The sequence below is a fragment of the Streptomyces sp. NPDC104096 genome, from assembly GCF_055584385.1.
This window is the reverse complement of sequence record NZ_JBVJMD010000064.1, coordinates 14,931-39,550: the sequence shown is the minus strand read 5'-3', so window position 1 is coordinate 39,550 and position 24,620 is coordinate 14,931. Positions and strand designations below refer to the sequence as shown.

The following is a 24,620-nucleotide window of genomic DNA, read 5'->3' as shown; positions in this document are numbered from 1 at the left end:
GATGCGCGACGCCAAGATCACCCAGATCTACGAGGGCACCAACCAGGTCCAGCGCATCGTCATGGCCCGCAACCTGCCGTAACACGGCCGTACTTCCCCGCCTCACCGTCGCCCTCCGTCCGTACCCGCGGAGGGCGACTTCGGCCTTTCCGGGCTGGCGCGCACGGGCCTAGGCTGCCCTCGGAGGTGGTCAAGTGGCCGCGAAACAGGGGGAGTTGGCGGACCCGTCGATTCCGGCGGAGTCCACGACCGTGGTGGTGATCGGCGCCGGTCCGGCCGGTCTGACCGTCGCGAACCTGCTGCGGCGCTGCGGTGTCGACTGCGTCGTACTGGAACGCCGGACGCGCGCGTATGTGACACAGCGCCAGCGTGCCGGCATCGTCGAGACCCGCGCCGTCAGGATGTTCGACACATGGGGGCTGGCCGACCGGGTCCTCGGCGGTGTTCCGTCCGACGGCACCCTGGAGTTCCGGGTGGACGGGGAGCGCCACCTCGTCTCCGACGGCGACGGCTCCGACGGCCCGCGGGCCCGCATCTGCCCGCAGCAGGTCCTCGTCCAGAAGCTCATGGCCACCTACCTGGACGACGGCGGCGACCTGCGCTTCGAGGCCGCCGACGTCTCCCTGCACGACCTGACCGGTGACCGCCCCACCGTCCGCTACCGCGGCGCCGACGGCGAACTCCACGTCCTCACCTGCGCGTTCGTGGCAGGCTGCGACGGCGATCGCGGCATCAGCCGCGCCAGCGTCCCCGACGGTGTCCTCACCGCGCACGCCTTCGACCACGGCATCGGCTGGCTCACGGTCCTCGCCGACACCCCGCCCCCGCCCCGTCCCCTCCTCGCCGTCAGCCGGCACGGCTACGCGGCCCACTTCTCCCGCGGTCCGCACACCAGCCGCTACTACCTCCAGTGCCCGCCCGACGACGACCCCGGCGCCTGGTCCGACCTGCGGGTCTGGGACGCACTGCGCACCCGGCTGGGCGACCCCGCCCTCCCGTCCGGCCCGATCACCGACCGGGAGATCTTCCGGCTGCGCAGCCTCGTCCACGACCCCATGCAGTACGGCCGCCTGCACCTCGTGGGCGACGCGGCGCACATCGTGTCGCCCATGGGCGGCAAGGGCATGAACCTCGCCCTCTACGACGCGGACCTGTTCGCCCGGGCCGTCCGGGACTTCGTCCGCGACGGCGACGACAGCGCGCTGCGCACGTACTCCCGGCGCTGTCTGCGGCGCGTCTGGAACGACCAGGAGTTCTCCCACTGGCTGACCCGGACGCTCCACGACGCGGGCGACGACACCGGCGCGGGGTCCTTCCACCGCGGCCTCGCCCGTGCCCGCCTCGACCGGCTCTTCACGTCCAAGGCCGCCGACGGCGCCTTCGCGGAACTCATGGCAGGTCTGGACCCGGACGCCGCGACCGCCCTCTGACCGGCGACGATCCGGCGGGCGGGGCCCTTGTCCGGCCCGACCCGGGTGGGCCGGTCCGGACCCGGGCGGGCCGGTCCGGACCCGGGCGGGCCGGTCCGGACCCGGGCGGGCCCTCCGGGATCAGCCGACGAGCAGTTGGGCCTTCAGCCGCCGCAGCTCGCCCGGGTCGATCCCCAGGGCCTTCTTCTCGTACGACGCGAAGGAGCCGTACTCGTCCTTCACCTCGGCGAAGCCGGAGTTGAGGTACTCGGCGCGCACGTCGAGCATCGGCTTGTAGACCGCTGCCTGCGCCGCGGGCATGGCGGCCAGGGTGGCGGCGTTGACCGCGGCCCGGTAGGTGTTGGAGGCCAGGTAGTCCGCCATCACCGTCTCCCGCGGCACGCCGAGAGCGGTGAGCAGGGTGGCACTGGCCCACCCGGTACGGTCCTTGCCCGCCGTGCAGTGGTACAGCGAGCCGTCGGCGTCCGCGACGATCCCGGCGAAGACCTCGGAGTAGGCCGCCTGCGCGGTCGCGCCGCTGACCATCGCCTTCTCGCCGTCGACCATCATCTGCGCCGCGGCCTCGGCCGTGGTCGGCATCGCGAAGACGCTGGAGTCGTCGCCGATCACGTTGGCGACGACGTACCGTGCGCCGGACGGCACCCGGTCGGGCGCGCCGGTGCGCTCGGACGTGGTGCGCAGGTCGTAGTCGACGGAGATGCCGAGACGCGAGAGCTTGGCCAGGTCGGCGGTGGTCAGCCTGTCGAGCGCGTCCGAGCGGTAGACGACCCCCATCTTCACCCAGCTGCCGTCGGTGGTGCGGTAGCCGCCCGCGTCACGGAAGTTGGTGGTGCCGTCCAGCTCGATCAGCCGGTCGGCGAGGTGGAGGCCGCGCCCGTGGTCGGGGACGAGGTCGAACCACTGACGGTCCGCGGCGGGCAGGCCGGTCACCGTGACCGAGCCGGTGGAGCCGCCCGAGGCGACGGTGCGGCCGTTCGCGCGGACGGCCACGTGGCGGACGCCCGGCGCCGTCCAGGTGATCCTGTACGAGCCGTCGTTCCGCGCGGTCACCTCGGCCGCGCTGAACGGGATGTGCCGTGCGGAGTGCGTGCCCGCCCCGGCGTGGGCCGGCGCGGCCGTCGCCGCGCCCGCCGTCAGGCCGGGGAGCATCAGGGCGGCAGACAGCACGGAAGCCGCTTTGACACGTGTCATGTGAGTCATGGCCGAAATCGTTCGCCGGTTCGAAGAGCGTCGGGGCAACGGTGGGTGAACGCCGGTCGTCCAGGGGTCGGAATGATCATCCGAATCCGGCATTCCGTGTGCGTCGGCGCCGCACGGCCCGCCGGTGCTGGCGGGCGGGGGCCGGGGAGGGCTCGTAGATTGGAGGGGTGGAGATCCCGGCAGCCGACGGCGCACAGGCGGCCACGGGGGAGGTCGACTACTTCGCGTTGTTCGCCGCCACGCCCAGCCCCTATCTGGTGCTCACCCCCGATCTGGTGATCGTCGGTGTGAACGAGGCGTACGGCAGGGCGACCGGACGGACGCGGGACGAGCTGATCGGCCAGTATCTGTTCGACGCCTTCCCCGACAATCCGAACGATCCGAACGCGGACGGGGTGCGCAACCTGACGGCCTCCATGGAGCGCGTGCTGGCCACCCGGGAGCCGGACGCGATGGCGGCGCAGCGCTACGACATCCCCGTGACGAGCAGGCCGGGGCGGTTCGAGGAGCGGTGGTGGTCACCGGTCAACACGCCCGTGCTGGGGCCGGACGGCGATGTCGCGTGGATCATCCACCGGGTCGAGGACGTGACCGCCTTCGTGCAGGCCCGCGGCTGGCGCGGCCGGTCGTCGGACGGATCGTCGAGCGAACGGGCGGAGGCGATGGAGGCCGAGCTCTACATCCGGGCCAAGGAGCTCCAGCGGCTCAACGAGGAACTGCGCCGGGCCCACGCCCGTGAACGGCAGGTGGCCATCACCCTTCAGGAGGCGATGCTGCGCGCCCCGGACCTGGCCCGGCACCCGAACGTCACGGTGCGCTATCTGCCCGCGGTCGGTTCGCTGAACGTGTGCGGGGACTGGTACGACACCGTCGATCTGGCCAACGACCGGTTCGCCGTCGCGGTGGGCGACGTGGTGGGGCACGGCCTGGAGGCCGCGACTGTCATGGGCATGCTTCGCAGTGCGCTCTCCGCGGCCAGTCGCGCGGTCACCGGACCGGCGCAGGCCATGGAGGTGCTCGGCCTCTACGCCCGTTCCGTGGAGGGCGCGCTGGCCGCCACGGCGGTGACCGCGCTGATCGACACCCGCTCCCGCCTGATCATCTATTCCAGCGCCGGTCATCCGCCGCCGGTGCTGATGCGCGGGGACGGTTCCAGCGAACTGCTGGACCAGGCCACCGATCCACCGCTCGGCGCCCGGCCCGAGCACGTACCGCGCCCGCAGGCCGGCACCGGCTACCGTCCCGGCGACACGCTGGTCATGTACACCGATGGCCTGATCGAGCGTCATGACGAGGACATCGACGTCGGCCTCGACCGGCTGACCGGTGTCCTTCGCGACTGCTGTGTGGGGCTGGACCCCGAACGGCTCGCGGACACCCTCCTGGCGCGGCTGGGGGTCAGCCACGGCGCGCGCGACGACATCGCCCTGATCGTCGTACGTCTGTGACGCCCGCGCGGACGGCCCCGGTGAGGTCCGTGCCCGTCGGGGCGGGCTGCCGTGCGCGGCCTCAGGGCCGGTCGTCGGCCGGATTGCGGCGCAGGGTCCGGCGGGCCGAGTCCGCCGCCCGCTGGGCGCGGGAGACGATGGTGTCCTCCTGGCCGGGCCGCCAGGTCAGGTCCAGCAGGAACAGCGCCAGCATCAGCCACGACGCCACGGCTTCCCCCCGCTCCCCGTAGTGCGTGTCGTACAGGGCCAGGGCCAGCGCCAGGGTGGCCAGGCCCGCGACCACCCACCGTCTGATCCGGTCCTGTTCGCGAACGTTGCGCAGGGCCTCGGCGTAGTCGATCACCGCGGGCGCCAGGCGGGGATCGCCGAGGTCCGCGCCGCGCCGGGTGGCCCGTACGACCGCTGCCCGGTCGGCCGCGTCCAGCTGTGCGGCCCCGGGCCACGCCCTGCCCATCCGCCGGGCCGCCCGGATGCCGTGGAGGGGGCTCAGCAGCAGGAACACCACGGCGGCGGCGATCCAGAAGCCGGACTCGACGAGGGCGAAGGCGCCGAGGAAGAGCCCGGTGGGGATGCCGGTGCCCAGCGCCCGGCGCGTCGGGCCCCCTTGCCACACCCAGCCCGGAGTCAGAACCACGGAGTTCATCGTGGCGATGGTCGATTCCGGAAGCAAACACCGGACCGGCGAGTTGGCGCGGACGGGTGCACGCCTCGCGCGGCCCGGGCACCCGCCTCGCGCGGCCCGGGCACCCGCCTCGCGCGGCCCGGGCGCCCGCCTCGCGCGGCATGGGCACCCGCCTCGCGCGGGACGTGCGCACGCCGTCCGCCGGACGGACACGCGCCGTCCGCGGGAAGGGGTGCGCGATCCATTTACAGGACTGTCATGCACCTGTAGTTTCCGCTGCAACAAATTTCAGGAACTTGCCGGTTCTTCTTGCAACAAGGGGAAACCATGAAACCCGCACTCATGAGTCCCGGAAGACGCAGACCGCCGCGCGGAGCGCGCCTGCCGGGCCGACTGCGCCGCCCGCTCGCGCTGATCGCGGCGGCGGCCGGCCTGTCAGGACTGCTGACGGGCGCGCCGGACGCAAGCCCCGTCGCGATGGGGACCGCGGCCGACGCGTCGAACACGGCCACCGTCTTCTACTACACGAAGACCAAGAACTGGTCCTCCACCTACCTCCACTACGCCCCGGACGGCGGTTCGTGGACCACGGTTCCCGGCGTGGTGATGGAGGCCGCCTGCACGGACTGGGTGAAGAGGACCGTCGACCTCGGCTCGGCCGCAGGCCTCCAGGCCACCTTCAACAACGGAAGCGGCACCTGGGACAACAACGGCGGCAACAACTACGCGCTGGGCACCGGCACCATCACCGTCAAGGACGGGGTGATCGCCCACAGCGACCCGTGCGCCGACACGGGCACCGGCAGCGGCAACCAGGCCACCGTGTACTACTCGACCGCCACGTCCGGCTGGACCACGGCCAACATCCACTACGCGCCCACGGGCGGCTCCTGGACGACGGTCCCCGGCGTGGGCATGGAGAGCGCCTGCGCGGGCTGGTGGAAGAAGACCCTCGACATCGGCACGGCGACCTCGCTCAAGGCCGCCTTCAACAACGGCAACGGCGTCTGGGACAACAACAACAGCGCCGACTACACGATCCCGTCCGGCACCACGACGGTGAAGGACCGGACCGTCACCGCGGACGCCAAGGACCCCTGCGCGGCCCAGACCCCCGACACCCAGGCGCCGACCACGCCCGGCGGGGTCACCGCGAGCGCCACCGACACCTCGGTGGTGGTGAGCTGGAACCCGGCGACCGACGACACCGCCGTGACGAAGTACCAGCTCACGCGTACCGGCGGCACGAAGGGGACCGTCGTCACCGATGTCGGCTCGACGGTGTACTCCGACACGGGACTGGAGGAGAAGACCACCTACACCTACACGGTGAAGGCCGTCGACGCGGCCGGGAACACCTCGCCCGCCTCCGCCGCGGCCGCCGTCACGACCGGGGAGAAGGCCCCCGCGCCGGCCTCGGGGACGCCGCTGGGCACCGACCCGCGCAAGGACCCCATCTACTTCGTCCTCACCGCACGCTTCTACGACGGTGACAGCTCCAACAACCGCGGCGGCAGCCAGGACGTCAAGTCGGGCAACGCCGCCAACAACGACCCCATGTTCCGCGGCGACTTCAAGGGTCTGGTCGACAAGCTCGACTACATCAAGGCCCTCGGCTTCTCGGCCGTCTGGATCACGCCCGTGGTCCTGAACCGCTCCGACTACGACTACCACGGCTACCACGGCTACGACTTCTACAAGGTCGACCCGCGCCTGGAGTCCGCGGGCGCCTCCTACCAGGACCTCATCAACGCGGCCCACGCCAAGGGCATGAAGATCTACCAGGACGTCGTCTACAACCACAGCTCCCGCTGGGGCGCCAAGGGCCTGTTCACGCCGACCGTGTACGGCGTCCGCGACAGCCAGTGGAGCTGGTACTACGACGAGAAGAACGAGGGGTTCGAGTACGACGGCCTGACGGTGGAGCCCAAGTCGGGGAAGTCGTACTACAACGGCGACCTGTGGTCGACCGCCGAACCCTCCGGCAACACTTGTCTCAACTGGGGCAAGCCCACCGGCGGCAAGAGCGCCGAGGGCTACACCCTCTACAACTGCCAGTGGCCGAGCCCCACTTCGGGCATGTTCCCCAAGGCGTACTACCACCAGTGCTGGATCGGCAACTGGGAGGGCGAGGACTCGCGTTCGTGCTGGCTGCACGAGGACCTGGCCGACTTCAACACCGAGAACGCCACCGTCCAGAACTACCTGATCGGCGCGTACGACAAGTACATCGACATGGGCGTCGACGGGTTCCGCGTCGACACGGCCGTGCACATCCCGCGCGTTACCTGGAACCGCCGCTTCCTGCCCGCCATCTACGACCGGGTCACCCAGCGGTTCGGCACGGACGCCGCGCAGAACTTCTTCGTCTTCGGCGAGGTGGGCGCGTTCGTCAACGACAAGTGGAACCGCGGCTCGGTGAACCACTCCGCGCAGTTCTTCACCTGGAAGGAACGCAAGGACTACAGCGCCGACGACGAGACCGCCGCCATCGAGCAGTACAACTACGAGGAGCAGCTCGGCACCGGCAACCAGCCCACCTCCACCAACGCCTTCCTGAGCGGCAACAGCTACCACACCCCGGACCGCAGCCAGTTCTCCGGGATGAACATCATCGACATGCGCATGCACATGAACTTCGGCGACGCGCAGAACGCCTACAGCAACGGCAAGGACTCCGACGACTCCGTCAACGACGCCACGTACAACGTCGTCTACGTCGACAGCCACGACTACGGCCCGAACAAGTCGAGCACCCGCTACAGCGGCGGCACCGACGCCTGGGCCGAGAACATGTCCCTGATGTGGACCTTCCGCGGAATTCCCACGCTGTACTACGGATCGGAGATCGAGTTCCAGGCGGGCAAGCAGATCGACTGCGGGCCGACCTGTCCGCTGGCGAGCACCGGACGCGCCTACTACGGCGACCACCTCGCGGGGAGCGTCACCGTCTCCGACTTCGGCAAGGTCGACGCCGCGAGCGGTGAAGTGGCCACCACCCTCTCCCAGCCCCTGGTCAAGCACCTGCAACGGCTCAACCAGATCCGCCGGGCGGTCCCGGCCCTCCAGTCGGGCCAGTACTCGACGGACGGCATCAGCGGCTCGATGGCCTTCAAGCGCCGTTACACCAGCGGGTCGGCCGACAGCTTCGCCCTCGTCACGGTGACCGGCGGCGCCACCTACACCGGCATCCCCAACGGCACCTACCGCGACGCCGTCACCGGTGACGTCCGGACCGTCACCGGCGGCTCCCTGACCGTGGCCGCACCCGGCAAGGGCAATCTGCGGGTGTACGTGCTCAACGGCCCCGGCAAGATCGGAAGCGACGGCCCCTACCTGAAGTGACACCGGTGCCACCGACGGGCCGGGTCCCGTCCGCGCGGCACGGCGGCCGCCTCGCCCCACGGCGAGGCGGCCGTCCTCGTCCGCCGACCGACGGGGGGCACGCCCCTCGACCGCGCGCCCTGGCCGAGAGTCATGCGTCGGCTGTGACGGGGTGGAGCGGCCGAATCACCGTGTTGTCCCTGGGGCGGCCGTCGCCCAGGCTGCTGCCGACCAGGACCACAGGCGCTTCAGGAGAGGGTGCGGAAGCCGTGCTGCGTGTCCACTTCACCCCCGAAGACCTCGCGCGCGTCAGGGTGGCGAGCGCGCCCGACCCGCTCTGGGAGATCACGTGCAGCCTGCACCGGCTCCAGACGACGCGGGGCCGCTGGGCGTTCGCCGAGTGGTACCGCGAGACCCGGGCCGTGCTCACGGGCACGCCCCTCGGTGACGCGGTACGCCGGCTGCTCGTCCCCGTCCTGCCCCGAGCCCCCTACCTCCCGGACTTCCTGACGCCGCCCGAGGCCGCCGACGGGCTGGACGCGGGTCTCGCGGCGGTCGTCGACACCCCGCCCGACCGGGTCGCCCAGGAGATCCGGATGCTGGACGAGTGCAGCGGCGCCCCCGCCTGGGCCGCACGCCTGGTGGAACGCGCGGCCCGCGAGGAACTGGCCAAGCTCCTGCGCGCCTATCACCAGGCGGTCATCGCGCCGCACCACGACCGCATCCGGGCCTCGATCGAGGGGGAACGCACCCTGTGCGCCCGCGAGACCCTCGACACCGGCATCGACGGCCTGCTCGCCGGACTGTCCCCGGCCATCCACTGGCGCGCGCCGGTCCTCCAGGTCGACTACGTCGTCGACCGCGACCTGCACCTCAACGGCCGGGGGCTGCGCCTGGTCCCCTCCTACTTCTGCTGGCACGCGCCCATCTCCCTGGCGGACGACACGCTGCAACCGGTACTGATCTATCCCGTGCACGGCACCCGGCACCCCGGCTCGGACCGACCCACCGAGCGCTCCCTCGCCGCGCTGCTGGGCCGCACCCGCGCGGCCGCGCTGCGCTCGCTCGTCCTCGGCGCGACCACCTCGGAACTGGCCCGCACCCTGGGCATCTCGCCCGCCACCGCCACCCACCACACCACGGTGCTGCGCGACGCGGGCCTGATCGTCAGCAACCGCCGCCACAACACCGTGCTGCACACCCTGACCCCGCTCGGCGCGGCGATGCTCCGCCGGACGCCGGCCGCGCCCGCCGACCGGCCGACGGCCACCGTCGACTTCTAGTCACCCGCTGCTGCGGGTCACCCCTCTCCAGGACACCGAACCCGTCCCACATGTCCCACTGGCCTCGACCGCACCACCGGAGCAACGACCTCCGGCCCTTGATCCGGCCCTTTCGAGACCCGTCGAAGGTCATGGTCCCGCTCCCTCCGGCTCTGCGAGCGTGTCCGGCGTAAGCACGGCCGGGTGCGGCAGTTCGTCCCACCCGTGACGATCCCGAGCAGGGGGAACCATGAAGAAGGCCATCGTCGCCGGCGCGTTCGCGCTGGTGTCCGCCGCGACCTGTCTGGTGCTCGCGCCCTCCGCGTCCGCGGCGCCCAACGCGTGCGTGACGAGCACGCTGACCACGGGAGGCAACGAGGGCGTGGGAACCACGGTCAGGAAGTCGTCCACCAGCAGTTGCGGCGACCTGAACCTCACCTACACCGACGACAAGACGGTGTACGGGAACGACGGCTATGCCGGCCGCCTCTACCACACCTCCAGCAGCAGCTGGGTCACCTGTGACGCGGGCTATGTCTGGGCCTTCGACGGCAGCCACAGCATCAACGACAAGAAGTTCTGGCTGTGCACCGACGTCTCCGACAACACGCTGTTCACCGTGGCGAGCGCCGCGAACGGCGGCGACACCGTCAAGATCACGCACTGACCCCGGTCCCGCGCCCGGGGCCCGTCCCGACCCGGACGGGCCCCCGGGCACCTTGCGAAGGAGAGGAGTGACCACGATGCTCCGGGCCCGGTTCCTGGCGCGTGCGGCGGTCGCCGCGACGGCCCTGCTCGTCACCGCGTGCGCGGGCGACCCCGGCGGCCCGGCAGGGCCGGCGGCCGAGACCGTGGCCCCGGCGCGCCTGGGCCGCACCCTGCCGGACGACCCCGTACGCATGGTGCTTCCGGCCGTCGGCGCCGAGACCAGGTGGACCCAGGGACTGGACGTGTTCGGCCGGCAGGTGGGGCGGGCCGCCACCGCCCGCTGTGCCGAGCGGAAGGGGATCGCGCTGCCGGCCGACGTCCCGCTCGCGTTCATCCGCTTCTTCGAACTCCCCGACCTGGACTTCGTCGCCCGGCACGGCCTGAGCGCCAGCGCCGAGGTCCCCGCCCGCGCGCCCTCCTCGGGCACGGCCCGGACCGGCAGCGCGGCGGAGGTGAACGACTGCCGCGCGGCGGGCACGAAGGCCGCCGCCACCGTACGCGACCGCTACGTCCCGCTCCAGCAGCAGTGGTTCGGTCTGCTGACCTCCCTGCGTGAGGACCCGGCCGTCCTCGAGGCCCAGCGCGGTCTGCCGGACTGCCTGGCGGCGCGCGGAGTCCCCGCCCGCGACGAGCAGACCTTCATGTCCATGGCCGACGCCCGTCAGCAGCGTGCGGCCGCCGCCGACCTCCCGGCCACGGAGCGTGCGCTGGGCGGCACGTACGCCGCCTGCATGCGGCCCGTCGAGGCCGTCCGCGAACCCGCTCGCCTGCGCCTGCGGACCCGGTTCCTCGCCGAGCACGCCGCCGAGATCCGCAGCCTCCGCGCGGCCTTCTTCCCCGCCCTGCGCCGTGCCGAGCGCAGCTACGACGTACCCCTGGTGTTCCCCGAACCCTGACCGGACCGGCTCCCGCGCGATGGAAGAGTCAACTTCCCTTTCTTCAGGGGGAGTTGGTTGAACGGGGAAGATGATCGTGTACATTCCGTATCTCCGGGCCCGGGGGTGCTGCGCTTTGCCGCCCCGCTGCGGGCCGTCTTGATCCGACTGTGCATGGGGTGGGCTGCGTGAAGCGGCGTGTGATGTGGGGGGCGGTCGCCGTGGCGGCCGCAGTGTCGGCGGGAGCGGTCGTCGTCGTCCGGACGACGGATTCCTCCGGTCCCGGGGCGGACGCGAAACAGGCGGCGGGGCCGGTCGCGACCCATGTGCGGTCGACCGCGCTGCGCGCCGACGGCGCCGGCGGTGTCTCGCTGAGCCGGCACGACACGGAGCCGTTCAGCATGCTGAGACTGTCGTGGGACGACCCGAGCGCGCGTGTCCGGGGCGCGGTCACGGCCAGGACCCGACTGGCCGGAAGCCAGAAGTGGTCCCCCTGGCTCACGCTGGAGGCGGACGGCGGGGGCGGGGAGGACGCGGCGCGCAAGGGGATGCGCGGAGCCACGGGCGCGGCCTGGTTCGGACCGTCGGACGGGGTGGAGATCAAGGTCGCCGCGGGCGGCGCGCTGCCCGCCGGGCTGCGGCTGGACGTGGTCGATCCCGGCGTCTCCGCGTCCAAGGGGATGGAGGCGGCGGCCTACGTCGTGGACGGGGAGAGCCCCGAGCCCACCGACTCTCCCGCCGACCCGGGCACCTCCTCGACGCCCGGGACGGAGACCACCGAGCCGTCGGTGAGCGCGTCCGTCTCCGCGACCGAGACCTCCGCCGCCCCGACGACCTCTGCGCCGGCGACGACGGCTTCCCCCTCCGCCAGTGGGTCGGCCACGGCGTCGACGGCGCCCACCGCGTCGGCGAGCGAGACGGCGGGCCCGCCGTCCACCGTGCCCCAGCCGCCCATCGTGAGCCGGGCCGGATGGCAAGCGGACGAGTCGCTCAACACCGAGTCGCCCGAGTACGGGACGACCGTCAAGGCCGTCTTCGTCCACCACACCGCCCAGACCAACACCTACTCCTGCGCCGACTCCCCGGCCATCGTCCGCGGTCTGCGCGCCATGCACCTGAACCAGGGCTGGAAGGACATCGGCTACAACTTCGTGGTCGACAAGTGCGGCACGATCTTCGAGGGGCGCAAGGGCGGCATCGACCGGCCCGTGATCGGGGCGCAGGCCGAGGGCTTCAACACCAACACCACCGGTATCGCCGTGATCGGCACGTACACGGACGTGGACGCGCCGGTCGCCGCGAAGACCGCCATCGCCCGGCTGGCCGCCTGGAAGCTCAGCCAGTACGGGGTGGACCCGCTGGGCAAGGTGACCCTGACGGCCGGCAAGGCCAACGGCAAGTTCGCCCTCGGGCAGTCCGCGGACTTCAACCGGATCTCCGGCCACCGCGACGCCTACGCCACCGAGTGCCCGGGCACGGTCCTGTACAACCAGTTGCCGACCGTGCGTGCCTGGGCCGCGGGCCCCGTCGCCGGACTCGCGGTCAAGTCGCTCACCGGAGCGACCCTGTCGGGGAGCACCTACCTGACCAAGGGTGCGGTCACCGTCAACTGGGCCGCCACCACGCCGGCTTCCCTCATCACGAAGTACGAGGTCCTCGTCGACGGCAAGAGCGTCGCCGGCAGGACCGGCACCGCGACCTCCGCGGCCGTCACCCTCGCGGTCGGCAGCCACACCGTGCAGGTGCGCGCGACCCACCAGTCGGGCAGGACCGTCACCACGCCGGCCGTCGCGGTGACGGCGGAGACCACCCCGCCGGTGTTCACGACCAAGCCGGCGCTGTCGCTGCGCACCGGGACCGTCGACACCGCCGCCGTGCCGGTGACCCTCGCCTGGAAGGCCACCGACGCCGCGGGTCTGAAGGAGGTCCGGCTGACCGCCCCCACGGCCAAGACCTACGGACCCACCGTCACCAGCGCCGCGCTGACCGCCAAGTCCGGTGCGGCCACCGCGTTCGGCCTCACCGCCCAGGACCTGGCGGGCAACACCGCCGCCGCCTCGGCGTCGGCCACCCCGGTGATCGTGCAGGAGACGTCCGCCGTCAGGACCGGCACCTGGACGAGCAAGTCGTCCACCAGCTACCTCGGCGGCGCCTCGCTCGGCAGCTCCACGAAGAACGCCTCGCTGAGCTGGACCTTCACCGGCCGCTCGGTGTCCTGGATCGTCTCGCGCGCGGCCACCTCGGGACAGGCCGACGTCTACGTCGACGGGACCAAGGCCGCCACCGTCGACCTGAAGTCGGCCACGACGGCGTACCGCAACGCGATCTGGACCAAGAACTGGTCCGCCGCGGGCAAGCACACCGTCAAGATCGTCGTCACCGCGACGAGCGGGCGGCCCACCGTCACCACCGACGGGATCGTCTACCTGAAGTAGGAGCCGGGGCGGAGCGGGGCTCCGTGACCGGGAGACCGAAGGGGTGGGTGTGCGGACCGGGTCCGCACACCCACCCCTTCGGCATCGGTGAGCAGCCGGCCACGCCGTCAGGAGGCGTAACCGGGTATGGACGGCCACCGTACGGTCAGGACCACCGACTCCTCCTCCGCGAACCACGAGTGGTCGACCCCGTGGCCCCACACGACGTAGTCGCCCTGCTGTTCCAGGACGACGACGCGACCGGGGAGCCGGACGTGGAAGCGGCCGCTGATCAGGACCAGGACGGCCGTGCGCTCCTCGCCCGTCACCCACTGCGCGCGCTCGTCGCCTCGGGGATGGACACCCCACTTGATCTCCACCGCCGCACAGTGGCGCGGATCGCCCGCCTCCTTGAAGTGTCCCAGGATCCATCCCCGGTCCAGTGCCGCGTCCTTGCCCGCATTGCCCACGTACACGCTGTCGTCCACGGCCCGGACGCTAGCAGCAGCTCCGGTCGGAGCTGCCCGTCCGTGACGGTCCCCGTTCTGTGAGTCATGCGCGAACCATTGACGCGGAAGCGCTTCGACTCTACGGTCCCGTTCGAAGTTGCGAGCGCTATCCGAAATACCGAACGATCGAACGACGTTTCTTTCGCATATCTCGAACAGTTAGGGCAGGGAATGGGACGACCTGACCTGAATCGCAGGCAACTCCTGGGCGGACTCGGAGGGTTGTTCGTCGCGGGCAGCTTCGGTTTCGCCGCACTCGGGACCGGGGCCGACGCGCTCGCCGCCGGCTCGCAGACCCGCGTGCGGTACTGGAACCTCTTCAGCGGCGGCGACGGCTACAACATGATCGCGATGCTGGACGCCTTCCGTAAGGCCACCCCGGACATCGCGGTGAAGGACTCCACCCTCCAGTGGGGCAACCCCTACTACACCAAGCTCGCCATGGCGGCCGCCGGCAGCCGCGCCCCCGACCTCAGCGTGATGCACCTGGGGCGCGTCGCCGGATTCGCCCCGGGCCGCCTGCTGGACCCCTGGGACATGGACCTGCTCGCCAAGTACGGCCTGAGCGAAGCGGACTTCAACCCCGCGCTGTGGAAACGTGCCGTCATCGACGGCACGTTGTACGCGCTGCCGCTCGACATCCACGTCCAGCTCTGCTTCTACCGCAAGGACGTCCTGAAGAAGGCGGGACTGCTCGGCGACGACGGACGCATCGTGCCGGTCACCTCCACCCAGGAGTGGTTCGACGTCCTGAAGGCCGCCAAGAAGGCCACCGAGAAAGGGCTCCAGACCCTCGGCCTGCACGCCAACGACCAGAACTTCTCCTGGTGGTTCTTCGTCGCCTTCTACCAGCAGCTCGGCGGCACCTACTTCGACGACGCCCGCACCCGGGTCACCTTCGACGAGGACAAGGCCACCCAGGTCCTGGAGTTCCTGCGCCGGCACGTCACCGACGGCTACGCCGAGGCGGGCGCCGCCGACGCCGAACAGTTCATCAACGGCGCGCCGTTCACCTGGGAGGGCAACTGGTCCGTGCCCGTCTACAACGGCGCGAAGATCGACTACGGGGCGACCCCGCTGCCGCCCGTCTTCGGCACGCCGGCCACCCACGCCGAGTCGCACTCCTTCGTCCTGCCCCACCAGACGGGCCGCTCCGGCGCCACCAACGAGGCCGCCCACCGACTGGCCGCGTACATCGTCAAGAACGCCCTCGTCTGGGCCGAGGGCGGCCACATCCCCGCCTACCGGCCGACCCTGTCCTCCGGCGCGTACAAGAAACTCACCCCGCAGAACGAGTACGTCTCCGCCATGGACCACCAGGCCACCGAGCCGAAGGTGTGGTTCGCGGGCTCCACCGGCACCCTCGCCTCCCGGATCGGACCGGTCATCGCCGCGTCCAACCTCGGCTCCGCCAAGCCTGACGCGACCGCCCGCCGGATGAAGGGCGTCCTGGAAGAACTGCTGGTCATGAAGAACCCCATGGACGGCAGGACCGCAGCGCAGGGAGGTGCCTCCTGATGAGCACGACAAGCGCCGAGACCGCTCTCGCACCCGCCCGGACGCGCGACGTCGCAGCCTCGGGCCACACCGACAGCCTGCGCGACCGCATGGGACGGCGGCTCCAGCACGGCGGCTGGTTCATCGCCCCCTTCCTCGCCCTGTTCGTGCTGTTCGTGATCTGGCCCGTGCTGCGCGGTGTCTACCTCAGCCTCACCGACGCCAACATCTCCGGCGTCGGCGCGAACTTCGTCGGCCTCGACAACTACCGCGAGGCGCTGGACGATCCGCTGGTCTGGGACTCCCTGGGCCACAGCGCGTACTTCACGCTCCTGGTCGTGCCCTGCATCACCGTCCTCGCGTTCCTGATGGCGATGCTCGCCCACCACATCGAGCGCGCCAAGTGGCTGTGGCGGCTGTGCTTCTTCGCCCCGTTCCTGCTGCCGTCGACGGTCGCCGCCAACCTGTGGCAGTGGCTGTTCAACCCCGGCACCGGCATGGTCGACCACGTCCTCGGCATCGAGACGCCCTGGCTCACCGACAAGGCCTACGCGATGCTCGCCGTCGTCGTCTGCACCCTCTGGTGGACGGTCGGCTTCAGCTTCCTGCTCTACCTCGCCGCCCTCCAGGCCATCCCCGACCACCTCTACGAGGCGGCCAAGCTGGACGGCGCGAACGCCTGGCACCGCATGGTGCGCATCACCCTGCCCATGCTGCGCAACATCACCGGACTCGTCGTGGCGTTGCAGATCCTCGCCTCGCTCCAGGTCTTCGACCAGGCGGTCGTCATGTACGACTTCCAGCCGGGACCGGAGGAATCGACCCGCACCTTCGTGCAGTACACCCTCGAAGAGGGCTTCACCAGCTACCGCGTGGGCTACGCCTCCGCGATCTCCATCATCTTCTTCGTGATCATCGCGTCCGTCGCCTTCGCGCGGATGTGGCTGCTGCGCAAGCGTGAGGAGGGCGCGCGATGACCACCGCGCAGATCCCGGTCGAGTCCCGTACCGCCAAGCCCTGGACCCCGAGCCAGATCGTCCTCACCCTGCTGGGCGTCGCCGTCTCCCTGGTGTGGATGGCGCCCCTGGCGTGGGCCCTGTTCACCTCCCTGAAGTCGGAGACCGAGGCCGTCGAGGTGCCCCCGCACTGGCTGCCGAAGGCATGGACCGCGCAGGCCTGGAAGGCCATCTTCGACACCGGCAACATCACCGACTGGTTCGTCAACTCGCTCGTCGTCTCGGTCTGCGTCACCGCCGTGGTGCTGGTGGTCAGCGCGCTCGCCGGATACGGCTTCGCCCGTACGGAGTTCCGCGGCAAGGGCGCCCTGCTGGCCCTGGTCATGACCGGGCTGATGGTGTCGCCCGCCGTGCTCGGCGTGCCGCTGTTCACCACCGTCCAGCAGATGGGCATGGTCGACACCTACTGGGGCATGATCCTGCCGCAGTGCGCGCCCGCCGCCATGGTCTACATCCTCTACAAGTTCTTCCAGGGCATCCCGCGCGAACTGGAGGAGGCCGCCTTCATCGACGGCGCCGGACGGTGGCGGGTCTTCTTCACCATCGTGCTCCCGCTGTCCCGCCCCTCCCTCGCGGCGGTCGGCATCTTCACCTTCATCGCCTCCTGGAACAACTTCCTGTGGCCGTACATGGTGACCAACAACCCCGACCTGATGACCATGCCGAACGGCATCGCGACCGTCATGAACTCCTACGGCATCCAGTGGGCCCAGCTCATGGCCGGCGGCCTGATGGCGGGTCTGCCGCTGATCGTCGTCTTCGTCTTCTTCCAGCGCCAGATCGTGGCGGGTGTCGCGCACACCGGCCTCGCCGGGCAGTAACTCCCCTAAGGAGCTACCTAGTTGAAGCGTCTCAGACTTGCGGCGGTGTTCGCCGCCGTCCTCCTCGCCCTGCTGCCCGCGACCGCGCGGGCCGCCGACTACCCCGATCCGCAGCCGATCACCGGCCAGCAGATCATCCACGACCCCACCGTCATCCGCCTGAAGTCCGGCGGCTACGTGGCCTATTCGACCGGAGGGATCATCGGCGCCCGCCTGTCGAAGGACCGCAGGCAGTGGGACGACGCGGGCAACGCCTTCGCCGAGCCGCCGAGTTGGTGGTACGAGTACAACGCCACCGGCGACCCCTGGGCGCCCGACATCTCCTACCGGGCCGGCCGCTACTGGCTGTACTACGCGGTCTCCTCCTGGGGCACCAACCACTCCGCGATCGGCGTGGCCACCTCCCGCACCGGGCTGCCCGGCACCTGGACCGACCACGGCAAGGTCTTCACCTCCGGGAGGACCGACGCCTGGAACGCCATCGACCCGGCGGTCGTGCGGGCCGACGGCAGACTGTGGATGGCCTTCGGCTCGTACTGGACCGGCATCCGCATGGTCGAACTGGACCCGGTCACCGGCCGGGCGGTGCCCGGCGCCGGCGTCCACCACCTGGCGACCCGCCCGGACGCCCCGTACGCCGTCGAAGGCCCCTCCGTCGTGCGCCACGGCCGCTACTACTACCTCCTCGCCTCCTACGACGCCTGCTGCTCCGGCGTGAACTCCACCTACAAGATCCGGGTCGGCAGATCCACGAACGTCACCGGCCCGTACACCGACAGCGCGGGCACCCCGATGCTGGCGGGCGGCGGCGACCTGCTGCTGGCCGGACACGGACGCTTCGTCGGCACCGGAGGCGAGTCGGTGTTCCGGGACAAGGGCCGGGACATCCTCGCGTACCACTACTACGACGCGGCGGACTCCGGCATCCCGAAGCTGGGCCTGAACACCCTTCAGTGGACGAGGGACGGCTGGCCGATCGTCCGCTAGCGGCGTGGGGGCGGCGTCCGCGGCCCCTCCCGTGTGCCCGAGGCAACAAGCGATCCAGAACCATCCATGCGAAAGGCGACCATGCACACCGCCCGTTTCACCCTCGACCCCGCCTTCACGATCGGCGAGGTCGACCCCCGTGTCTTCGGCTCGTTCGTCGAACACCTCGGCCGCTGCGTCTACACCGGCGTCTTCGAGCCGGGCCACCCCGCGGCCGACGAGGCCGGAATCCGCACGGACGTGCTGGAGCTCGTCCGCGAGCTCGGCGTCACCGCCATCCGCTACCCCGGCGGCAACTTCGTCTCCGGCTACAGGTGGGAGGACTCCGTCGGCCCGGCCGAGGACCGCCCGCGCCGCCTCGACCTGGCCTGGCACTCCACCGAGACCAACCGCTTCGGGCTCTCCGAGTACATCGCCTTCCTCCGCAAGATCGGTCCGCAGGCCGAGCCCATGATGGCCGTCAACCTCGGCACCCGCGGGGTCGCCGAGGCCCTCGAACTCCAGGAGTACGCCAACCACGCCGGCGGCACCGAGCTGTCCGACCTGCGGGCCGCGCACGGCGACAAGGACCCCTTCGGCATCCGGCTGTGGTGCCTGGGCAACGAGATGGACGGCCCCTGGCAGACCGGCCACAAGACCGCCCGGGAGTACGGCCGGATCGCCGCCGAGACCGCCCGCGCGATGCGCCAGCTCGACCCCGGCGTCGAACTCGTCGCCTGCGGCTCGTCAGGCCAGTCGATGCCCACCTTCGCCGAGTGGGAGGCGACGGTCCTGGAGGAGACGTACGACGTCGTCGACTACGTCTCCCTGCACGCCTACTACGAGCCGCTCGACGGCGACGTCGACTCCTTCCTCGCCTCCGCCGTCGACATGGAGTCCTTCATCGAGAACGTGGTGGCGACCTGCGACCACGTGGGCGCCCGGCTCAAGTCCAAGAAGCGGATCAACCTCTCCTTCGACGAGTGGAACGTCTGGTACCTCTCGCGCTGGCAGGAGCAGGCGACCACGTTCGCCCAGGACGACTGGCCCGAGGCGCCGCGCCTGCTGGAGGACAACTACAGCGTCACCGACGCCGTCGTCTTCGGCTCCCTGCTCATCGCCCTGCTGCGGCACGCCGACCGGGTCACCGTCGCCTGCCTGGCGCAGCTGGTCAACGTCATCGCGCCGATCATGACGGAGCCGGGCGGCGCGGCCTGGCGCCAGACGACGTTCTTCCCGTTCGCGCAGGCCTCGCGGTACGGCCGCGGGCAGGTCCTCGACGTACGCGTCGACTCACCGACGTACGAGACGAAGCGGTACGGCGAGGCCGACCTGCTGCACGCCACCGCCGTGCGCGCCGACGACGGCAGCGTCACCGTCTTCGCGGTCAATCGCAGCCGCACCGAGGCGCTGCCGCTCGAAGTCGCCCTCGGCGGCCTGGAGTTGGCGGAGGTCCTGGAGCACAGCGCCCTCGCGGACGCCGACCCCGACGCCCGCAACACCCTCGACGACCCCGAGCGGGTCACCCCGCACCCCGTCGAGGGGACGGCGCTGACGGACGGCACCCTCACCGCCGTACTGGAGCCGCTGTCCTGGAACGTGATCAGGCTGAGCTGATCCCTCCGGGCCGGGCCGGTCCGAACGGACCGGCCCGGCCCGGAAAAGCCGGTGGACGGAGATCGCCCGAACGGCAGACTGACCCCATGACCGCAACCGATCCCAAGGCCGACCTGCACCGCTACCTCCAGTCCGCCCGCGACGCCCTGCTGTGGAAACTCGACGGACCGGGCGAGTACGACATCCGCCGCCCGCTGACGCCGACCGGCACCAACCTGCTGGGCCTGGTGAAGCACGTGGCCAGTGTGGAGCTGGGCTACCTCGGCGACACCTTCGCACGGCCGTCCGGCGAGCCGACGCCCTGGCTCGACGAGGACGCCGAGAACAACGCCGACATGTGGGCCACCGCCGACGAGACGCGCGAGCAGATCGTGGGACTCTACCGCCGCGCCTGGGCACACGCGGACGCGACGATCGACACGCTGGCCCTGGACACCGTCGGCAAGGTGCCCTGGTGGCCCGCCGACAAGGCGGAGATCACGCTGCACCACGCCGTCGTGCGCGTGATCGCCGACACCCAGCGCCACGCCGGGCACGCCGACATCCTCAGGGAACTCATGGACGGCGCCGTCGGGATGGACGAGACGAACGACAGCATGGCGTCGCACGACCCCGCCTGGTGGGACGACTACCGCGCCCGCCTGGAGCGCGCGGCCCGGGAGGCCGAGGAGAGGGCGCAGGCGGACCGGGGCGCGTGATCCGGATCCCCGCGCGACCGGATCAGTCCAGCAGCCCCAGCTCCACCGCCGACCGGATCGCCATCCAGACCTCGGTGAACGCCCCGGTGGCCGTGAGGTCGCGGCCGGTGAGCGCGCTGAAGCGGCGCAGCCGGTAGGCGAGGGTGTTGGGGTGGATGTGCAGGGCCGCCGCCGCGTCGTCGGTGCGCCGGTCGCGTTCCATCCAGGTGCGCACCGACAGCAGCAGATGCGCGTCGTGGGCGGCGTCGTAGCGCAGCACCTCGCCCAGCACCTGCTCGACGAGCGCGTCCAGCGCCGCCGGGTCGTCGGGCAGCCAGCGGCCGGCCGGGTCGTTGCCGTACCGCACCAGCGGACGGCCCGAGGCGGCGGCCTGCGAGGCCGCCCACCGGGCCTCGCGCTGGGCGATGCGCAGCGACGCGCCGCAGGGCAGCGGCCGGCTGGTCCCGGCGGCGACGCCGGGCACCGCCGCGACCGTGTCCGCCAGCGGGGGCGCACCCAGCAGATAGCGATCCTCGCCGCGGTTGAGCAGCAGGAACGGCTCGTCGTCGAGGGCGCGCAGCAGCGCCTGCTCGGTCACGCCCCGCACCACGGTCAGCTCGGTCGTGCCCTCGATGGAGTGGCGCAGCAGGCGGCGCTCGGCGGCCTCCTGCTCCAGGGTGCCCTGGAGCATCTCGGCGAGGATCTCGGTGCCCTCGCGGCGCAGCGTCTCGCGTTCGGTGCGGATCACGGCGAGCTGGAGCGCGGCGACGGTCGCGACATGCTGGACCACCGCCAGGCCTGCCGGGCGCGCGCCGTCGCGTTCCAGCGCGATCAGGAAGCCGGCCGTGCCGCCCGGCGAGGGCACCGGCAGGACGAACCCGCCGGGGATGGTCGGCGGGGCGTCCGCGGACTGGGGGACCAGCGACGGCTCGGGGACGGGCACCCCCGTCAGCAGCGGCCGGCCCTGGGTGGTGCACAGCCGGATGTCGTAGCCCGACAGGTGCTCCAGGCGGCGGAAGAGCGTCGCGGTGTCCAGGTTCTCCGCCGCCAGCCAGCGCAGCGCCCCGAACACCTGGAGCTGCGCGCCGAGCCGGTGCCGGGAGTCCTCCTGCACGGCGGCCGCCACCTCCTGCGCCACCACGATGAACGGCACCGCGAGCGGCACCTCCAGGACCGGCATGCCCCGTTCCTCCGCGGTGTCGAAGAACGCCTGCCGCAGCGGTGGCATGTGCAACTGCACGGACACGGCCAGCGCGGCCACCCCGGCGTCGTCCAGCCGCTCCAGATAGGCCCGCTGCCCCGCGGCCGATCGCGGCAGGGCGCGACCCGTGGTCATGATGATCTCGGCGCCCAGCAGCCACGGAGTGGGATCCTCCAGCTCACTGGCGTGGGCCCAGGAAACCGACCGGTCCAGCCCGGCGCGGCCCGCGAGCAGCCGGAGCTGGAGCGCCGGATAGGTCAGCACCTCCCGGACACTCACCCCGCGTCGTTTGTTCCCTTCCACAAAAACAGCCTAACTGTTTGTGCCTCACACGATTGTCGGCCGGCGTTTGCCGAGCGGACACTTCGGATGTGCCGGGTGGTCCCGGTGCGTGCGAGAAGGAAAGGCAAAAGGCAATGACCGAACCCCGTGGACCCGTCGACTCCTCCCGGGTACCGCGTTTCGCGGGTCCCGCGACGTTCGCCCGGTTGCCGCGCCTGGACGAGGTGACCCGTGCCGACGTCGCGGTGGTCGGCGTGCCGTTCGACGCGGGCGTGTCCTACCGGCCCGGCGCCCGTTTCGGCGCCACGGCGGTGCGTGAGGCCAGCAGGCTGCTGCGCCCCTACAACCCGGCGCTGGACGTCTCCCCGTTCGCGACCCAGCAGGTCGTCGACGCCGGCGACATCGCCTGCAACCCCTTCAACATCAACGAGGCCATCGAGACCATCCAGGAGGCCGCGACCGGTCTTCAGGCCGACGGCACCCGGCTGGTCACCATCGGCGGCGACCACACCATCGCGCTGCCGCTGCTGCGCACCGTGGCGGCGAAGCACGGTCCGGTCGCGCTGCTCCACTTCGACGCGCACCTGGACACCTGGGACACTTACTTCGGTGCGGAGTACACGCACGGCACCCCGTTCCGCCGGGCCGTCGAGGAGGGCATCCTCGACACCGAGGCGCTCTCCCACGTCGGTACCCGCGGCCCGCTGTACGGCAAGCAGGACCTCACCGACGACGAGAAGCTCGGCTTCGGCATCGTCACCTCGGCGGACGTCTACCGGCGCGGCGCCGACGAGGTCGCCGACCAGCTCCGGCAGCGCATCGGGAACCGCCCGCTGTACATCTCCATCGACATCGACTGCCTCGACCCGGCGCACGCCCCCGGCACCGGTACGCCCGAGGCCGGCGGCATGACCTCCCGCGAGCTGCTGGAGATCCTGCGCGGCCTGGCCGGCTGCAACCTGGTCGGCGCCGACGTGGTCGAGGTCGCCCCGGCCTACGACCACGCCGAGATCACCGCGGTTGCTGCCTCGCACGTCGCCTACGACCTGGTCAGCCTGCTCGCCCTGAAGGAAGCCCCATGAGCAACACCGCTCCCGCCCTCACCGAGGTCGAGCAGTTCGGCATCGAGCGCATCCCCGACGCCGACCGCACCGCCAAGCCCCTGGACCTGTTCCGGCTCGCCTTCGGCGGCGCGAACACCTTCGCCACCTGTGTCCTCGGCGCCTTCCCGATCCTGTTCGGGCTGTCGTTCAAGCAGGGCCTGCTGGCCACCGTGCTCGGCCTGGTCGTGGGCGCGCTGATCCTCGCGCCGCTGTCCGTGTTCGGCCCGCGCAACGGCCTGAACAACGCCGTGTCGTCCTCCGCCCACCTGGGTGTGCACGGCCGGGTCGTCGGCTCGTTCCTGTCGCTGCTCACCGCGATCGCGTTCTTCTCGATCTCGGTGTGGTCCTCCGGCGACGCGCTGGTCGGCGGCGCGCACCGGATGGCCGGCCTGCCGCAGAACGACGGCATGTTCGCCCTGGCGTACGGCGTCTTCGCGGCGCTGGTGCTCGTGGTGTGCATCTACGGCTTCCGCTTCATGCTCTTCGTGAACAAGATCGCGGTCATCGCGGCCTCGGCGCTGTTCGTCCTCGGCTTCTTCGCCTTCGCCGGCGACTTCGACTTCGGCTACCAGGGCGCGTTCGCGTCGGTGTCGACGCCGGGCTTCTGGCCCGCGTTCATCGGGTCGGCGCTGATCGTGCTGTCCAACCCGGTGTCCTTCGGCGCCTTCCTCGGCGACTGGTCCCGCTACATCCCGGCCGAGACCCCGCGCAAGCGCGTGATGACGGCGGCGTTCGCCTCGCAGATCGCGACCATCCTGCCGTTCTTCTTCGGTCTGGCCACCGCCTCGATCATCGCGGCCAAGGCGGCTCCGTACATGGACCCCGCCGCCCCGAACTACGTCGGCGGTCTGCTGGCGATCGCGCCCTCCTGGTACTTCCTGCCCGTGTGCCTGCTGGCGCTGATCGGCGGCATGGCCACCGGCACCACCGCGCTCTACGGCACCGGCCTGGACTTCTCCAGCGTGTTCCCCCGGTTCAACCGGGTGCAGGCGACGGTGTTCATCGGCGTCCTGTCGATCGGCTTCATCTTCGTCGGCCGCTTCGCGGCGAACCTGGCGCAGTCCATCTCCACCTTCGCCACGCTGATCATCACCTGCACCGCGCCGTGGATGGTCATCATGATGCTGGGCTGGCTGACCCGCCGCGGCTGGTACGACTCGGACTCCCTCCAGGTGTTCAACCGGCGCCAGCGCGGTGGCCGCTACTGGTTCGCCCACGGCTGGAACTGGCGCGGCATGGGCGCCTGGCTCGGCTCGGCGATCCTCGCCCTGCTGTTCGTGAACCTGCCGGGCCAGTTCGTCGGCCCGCTGGGCGACCTGGCCGGCGGCGTCGACATCTCGCTGCCGGTGGGCCTGGGCCTGGCCGCCGTCGTCTACCTGGGACTGCTGTTCCTCTTCCCCGAGCCGCGCGCCGTCTACGGCCCCGAGGGACCGCGCCTGGTGGGCTCGAAGGACACCCCCGTGCCGCCGATCACCGGTGCGGACGTGTCGTCCGAGCCCGTGGAAGAACTGATCTGAACCGGTGCCGGCCGCGCCGCCGGCACCGCCTTCACCACCCGCCCGGGAACCGCCGGTGCGGCCCCGCCCGGCCGCTCCGGCGCACCGCCCGGGCCGTGTCACCACCCTGGAGCCGGTCTCACCGTCCAGGT

20 protein-coding genes are annotated in these 24,620 nt (G+C 71.3%); 16 read left to right on the top strand and 4 right to left on the bottom strand.

Annotated elements, in window-relative coordinates:
* Both ACZ60B_RS37160 and ACZ60B_RS37155 read left to right on the top strand, forming a co-directional pair.
* Positions 1-82, top strand: an 82-nt coding sequence (locus ACZ60B_RS37160; RefSeq protein ID WP_157882129.1) for an acyl-CoA dehydrogenase family protein, incomplete at its 5' end; no start/stop codon positions are given.
* 112 nt (positions 83-194) lie between these two features.
* Complete coding sequence (locus tag ACZ60B_RS37155) at positions 195-1,430, top strand: 4-hydroxybenzoate 3-monooxygenase (RefSeq protein WP_469395151.1); 1,236 nt, start codon at positions 195-197, stop codon at positions 1,428-1,430.
* Positions 1,431-1,550: 120 nt separating this feature from the next.
* Here the strand turns inward: ACZ60B_RS37155 and ACZ60B_RS37150 are convergent, their stop codons facing one another.
* Positions 1,551-2,621, bottom strand: a complete 1,071-nt coding sequence (locus ACZ60B_RS37150) for a tyrosine-protein phosphatase (RefSeq protein ID WP_469395149.1) — start codon at positions 2,619-2,621, stop codon at positions 1,551-1,553.
* A 176-nt stretch (positions 2,622-2,797) separates the two neighbouring features.
* On the opposite strand from ACZ60B_RS37150, the gene ACZ60B_RS37145 reads away from it, so the two are divergent.
* A complete protein-coding gene (locus ACZ60B_RS37145; protein WP_469395147.1) occupies positions 2,798-4,078 on the top strand; it encodes a PP2C family protein-serine/threonine phosphatase in 1,281 nt (426 codons plus the stop codon).
* A gap of 61 nt (positions 4,079-4,139) precedes the next feature.
* On the opposite strand, the gene ACZ60B_RS37140 is transcribed toward ACZ60B_RS37145, so the two are convergent.
* Positions 4,140-4,721 (bottom strand): hypothetical protein, encoded by a 582-nt coding sequence (locus ACZ60B_RS37140; RefSeq protein WP_469395145.1) that lies wholly within the window; start codon positions 4,719-4,721, stop codon positions 4,140-4,142.
* A gap of 321 nt (positions 4,722-5,042) precedes the next feature.
* Between ACZ60B_RS37140 and ACZ60B_RS37135 the strand changes: the two genes are divergently transcribed.
* The 5 genes from ACZ60B_RS37135 (at position 5,043) to ACZ60B_RS37115 (ending at position 13,304) form a co-directional block, all read left to right on the top strand.
* A complete protein-coding gene (locus tag ACZ60B_RS37135) occupies positions 5,043-8,045 on the top strand; it encodes a carbohydrate binding domain-containing protein (protein ID WP_469395143.1) in 3,003 nt (1,000 codons plus the stop codon).
* A gap of 248 nt (positions 8,046-8,293) precedes the next feature.
* On the top strand, positions 8,294-9,307 hold the full coding sequence (locus ACZ60B_RS37130) for an ArsR/SmtB family transcription factor (protein WP_469395140.1): 1,014 nt from the start codon (positions 8,294-8,296) through the stop codon (positions 9,305-9,307).
* Between the two features lie 229 nt (positions 9,308-9,536).
* Positions 9,537-9,953 carry a hypothetical protein gene (locus tag ACZ60B_RS37125; protein ID WP_469395138.1) on the top strand — a complete coding sequence of 139 codons (417 nt, stop codon included), beginning with the start codon at positions 9,537-9,539 and terminating at the stop codon, positions 9,951-9,953.
* Between the two features lie 76 nt (positions 9,954-10,029).
* Entirely contained in the window at positions 10,030-10,890 is an 861-nt protein-coding gene (locus tag ACZ60B_RS37120; protein WP_469395159.1) for a hypothetical protein, read from the top strand.
* A gap of 182 nt (positions 10,891-11,072) precedes the next feature.
* A complete protein-coding gene (locus tag ACZ60B_RS37115; protein WP_469395157.1) occupies positions 11,073-13,304 on the top strand; it encodes a peptidoglycan recognition protein family protein in 2,232 nt (743 codons plus the stop codon).
* A 107-nt stretch (positions 13,305-13,411) separates the two neighbouring features.
* On the opposite strand, the gene ACZ60B_RS37110 is transcribed toward ACZ60B_RS37115, so the two are convergent.
* A complete protein-coding gene (locus tag ACZ60B_RS37110; RefSeq protein ID WP_469395136.1) occupies positions 13,412-13,771 on the bottom strand; it encodes a cupin domain-containing protein in 360 nt (119 codons plus the stop codon).
* A gap of 192 nt (positions 13,772-13,963) precedes the next feature.
* On the opposite strand from ACZ60B_RS37110, the gene ACZ60B_RS37105 reads away from it, so the two are divergent.
* The 6 genes from ACZ60B_RS37105 to ACZ60B_RS37080 all read left to right on the top strand — a co-directional run bounded on the left by ACZ60B_RS37105 (position 13,964) and on the right by ACZ60B_RS37080 (position 20,407).
* The gene (locus tag ACZ60B_RS37105) at positions 13,964-15,310 is read left to right on the top strand and encodes an extracellular solute-binding protein (RefSeq protein WP_469395134.1); all 1,347 of its coding nucleotides are present in this window, start codon (positions 13,964-13,966) and stop codon (positions 15,308-15,310) included.
* On the top strand, positions 15,310-16,266 hold the full coding sequence (locus tag ACZ60B_RS37100) for a carbohydrate ABC transporter permease (protein ID WP_469395132.1): 957 nt from the start codon (positions 15,310-15,312) through the stop codon (positions 16,264-16,266). The genes ACZ60B_RS37105 and ACZ60B_RS37100 overlap by 1 nt, the downstream gene beginning before the upstream one ends.
* Positions 16,263-17,126 carry a carbohydrate ABC transporter permease gene (locus tag ACZ60B_RS37095; protein WP_469395130.1) on the top strand — a complete coding sequence of 288 codons (864 nt, stop codon included), beginning with the start codon at positions 16,263-16,265 and terminating at the stop codon, positions 17,124-17,126. Before ACZ60B_RS37100 ends, ACZ60B_RS37095 begins: the two co-directional genes overlap by 4 nt.
* A gap of 21 nt (positions 17,127-17,147) precedes the next feature.
* Positions 17,148-18,113, top strand: a complete 966-nt coding sequence (locus ACZ60B_RS37090) for an arabinan endo-1,5-alpha-L-arabinosidase (RefSeq protein ID WP_469395128.1) — start codon at positions 17,148-17,150, stop codon at positions 18,111-18,113.
* A gap of 81 nt (positions 18,114-18,194) precedes the next feature.
* Positions 18,195-19,709: an arabinosylfuranosidase ArfA gene (arfA, locus tag ACZ60B_RS37085; RefSeq protein WP_469395155.1), complete on the top strand. Its 1,515-nt coding sequence runs from the start codon at positions 18,195-18,197 to the stop codon at positions 19,707-19,709.
* An 86-nt stretch (positions 19,710-19,795) separates the two neighbouring features.
* Positions 19,796-20,407, top strand: coding sequence for a DinB family protein (locus ACZ60B_RS37080; RefSeq protein WP_469395126.1), 612 nt, complete (start codon positions 19,796-19,798; stop codon positions 20,405-20,407).
* Positions 20,408-20,429: 22 nt separating this feature from the next.
* Here ACZ60B_RS37080 and ACZ60B_RS37075 read toward each other — a convergent pair whose 3' ends face one another.
* Positions 20,430-21,866 carry a PucR family transcriptional regulator gene (locus ACZ60B_RS37075; protein ID WP_469395124.1) on the bottom strand — a complete coding sequence of 479 codons (1,437 nt, stop codon included), beginning with the start codon at positions 21,864-21,866 and terminating at the stop codon, positions 20,430-20,432.
* A gap of 137 nt (positions 21,867-22,003) precedes the next feature.
* On the opposite strand from ACZ60B_RS37075, the gene speB reads away from it, so the two are divergent.
* Together speB and ACZ60B_RS37065 are read left to right on the top strand one after the other, a co-directional pair.
* Positions 22,004-22,951 (top strand): agmatinase, encoded by a 948-nt coding sequence (speB, locus tag ACZ60B_RS37070; RefSeq protein WP_469395123.1) that lies wholly within the window; start codon positions 22,004-22,006, stop codon positions 22,949-22,951.
* A complete protein-coding gene (locus ACZ60B_RS37065) occupies positions 22,948-24,489 on the top strand; it encodes a purine-cytosine permease family protein (protein WP_469395121.1) in 1,542 nt (513 codons plus the stop codon). Before speB ends, ACZ60B_RS37065 begins: the two co-directional genes overlap by 4 nt.
* Positions 24,490-24,620: the final 131 nt, after the last annotated feature.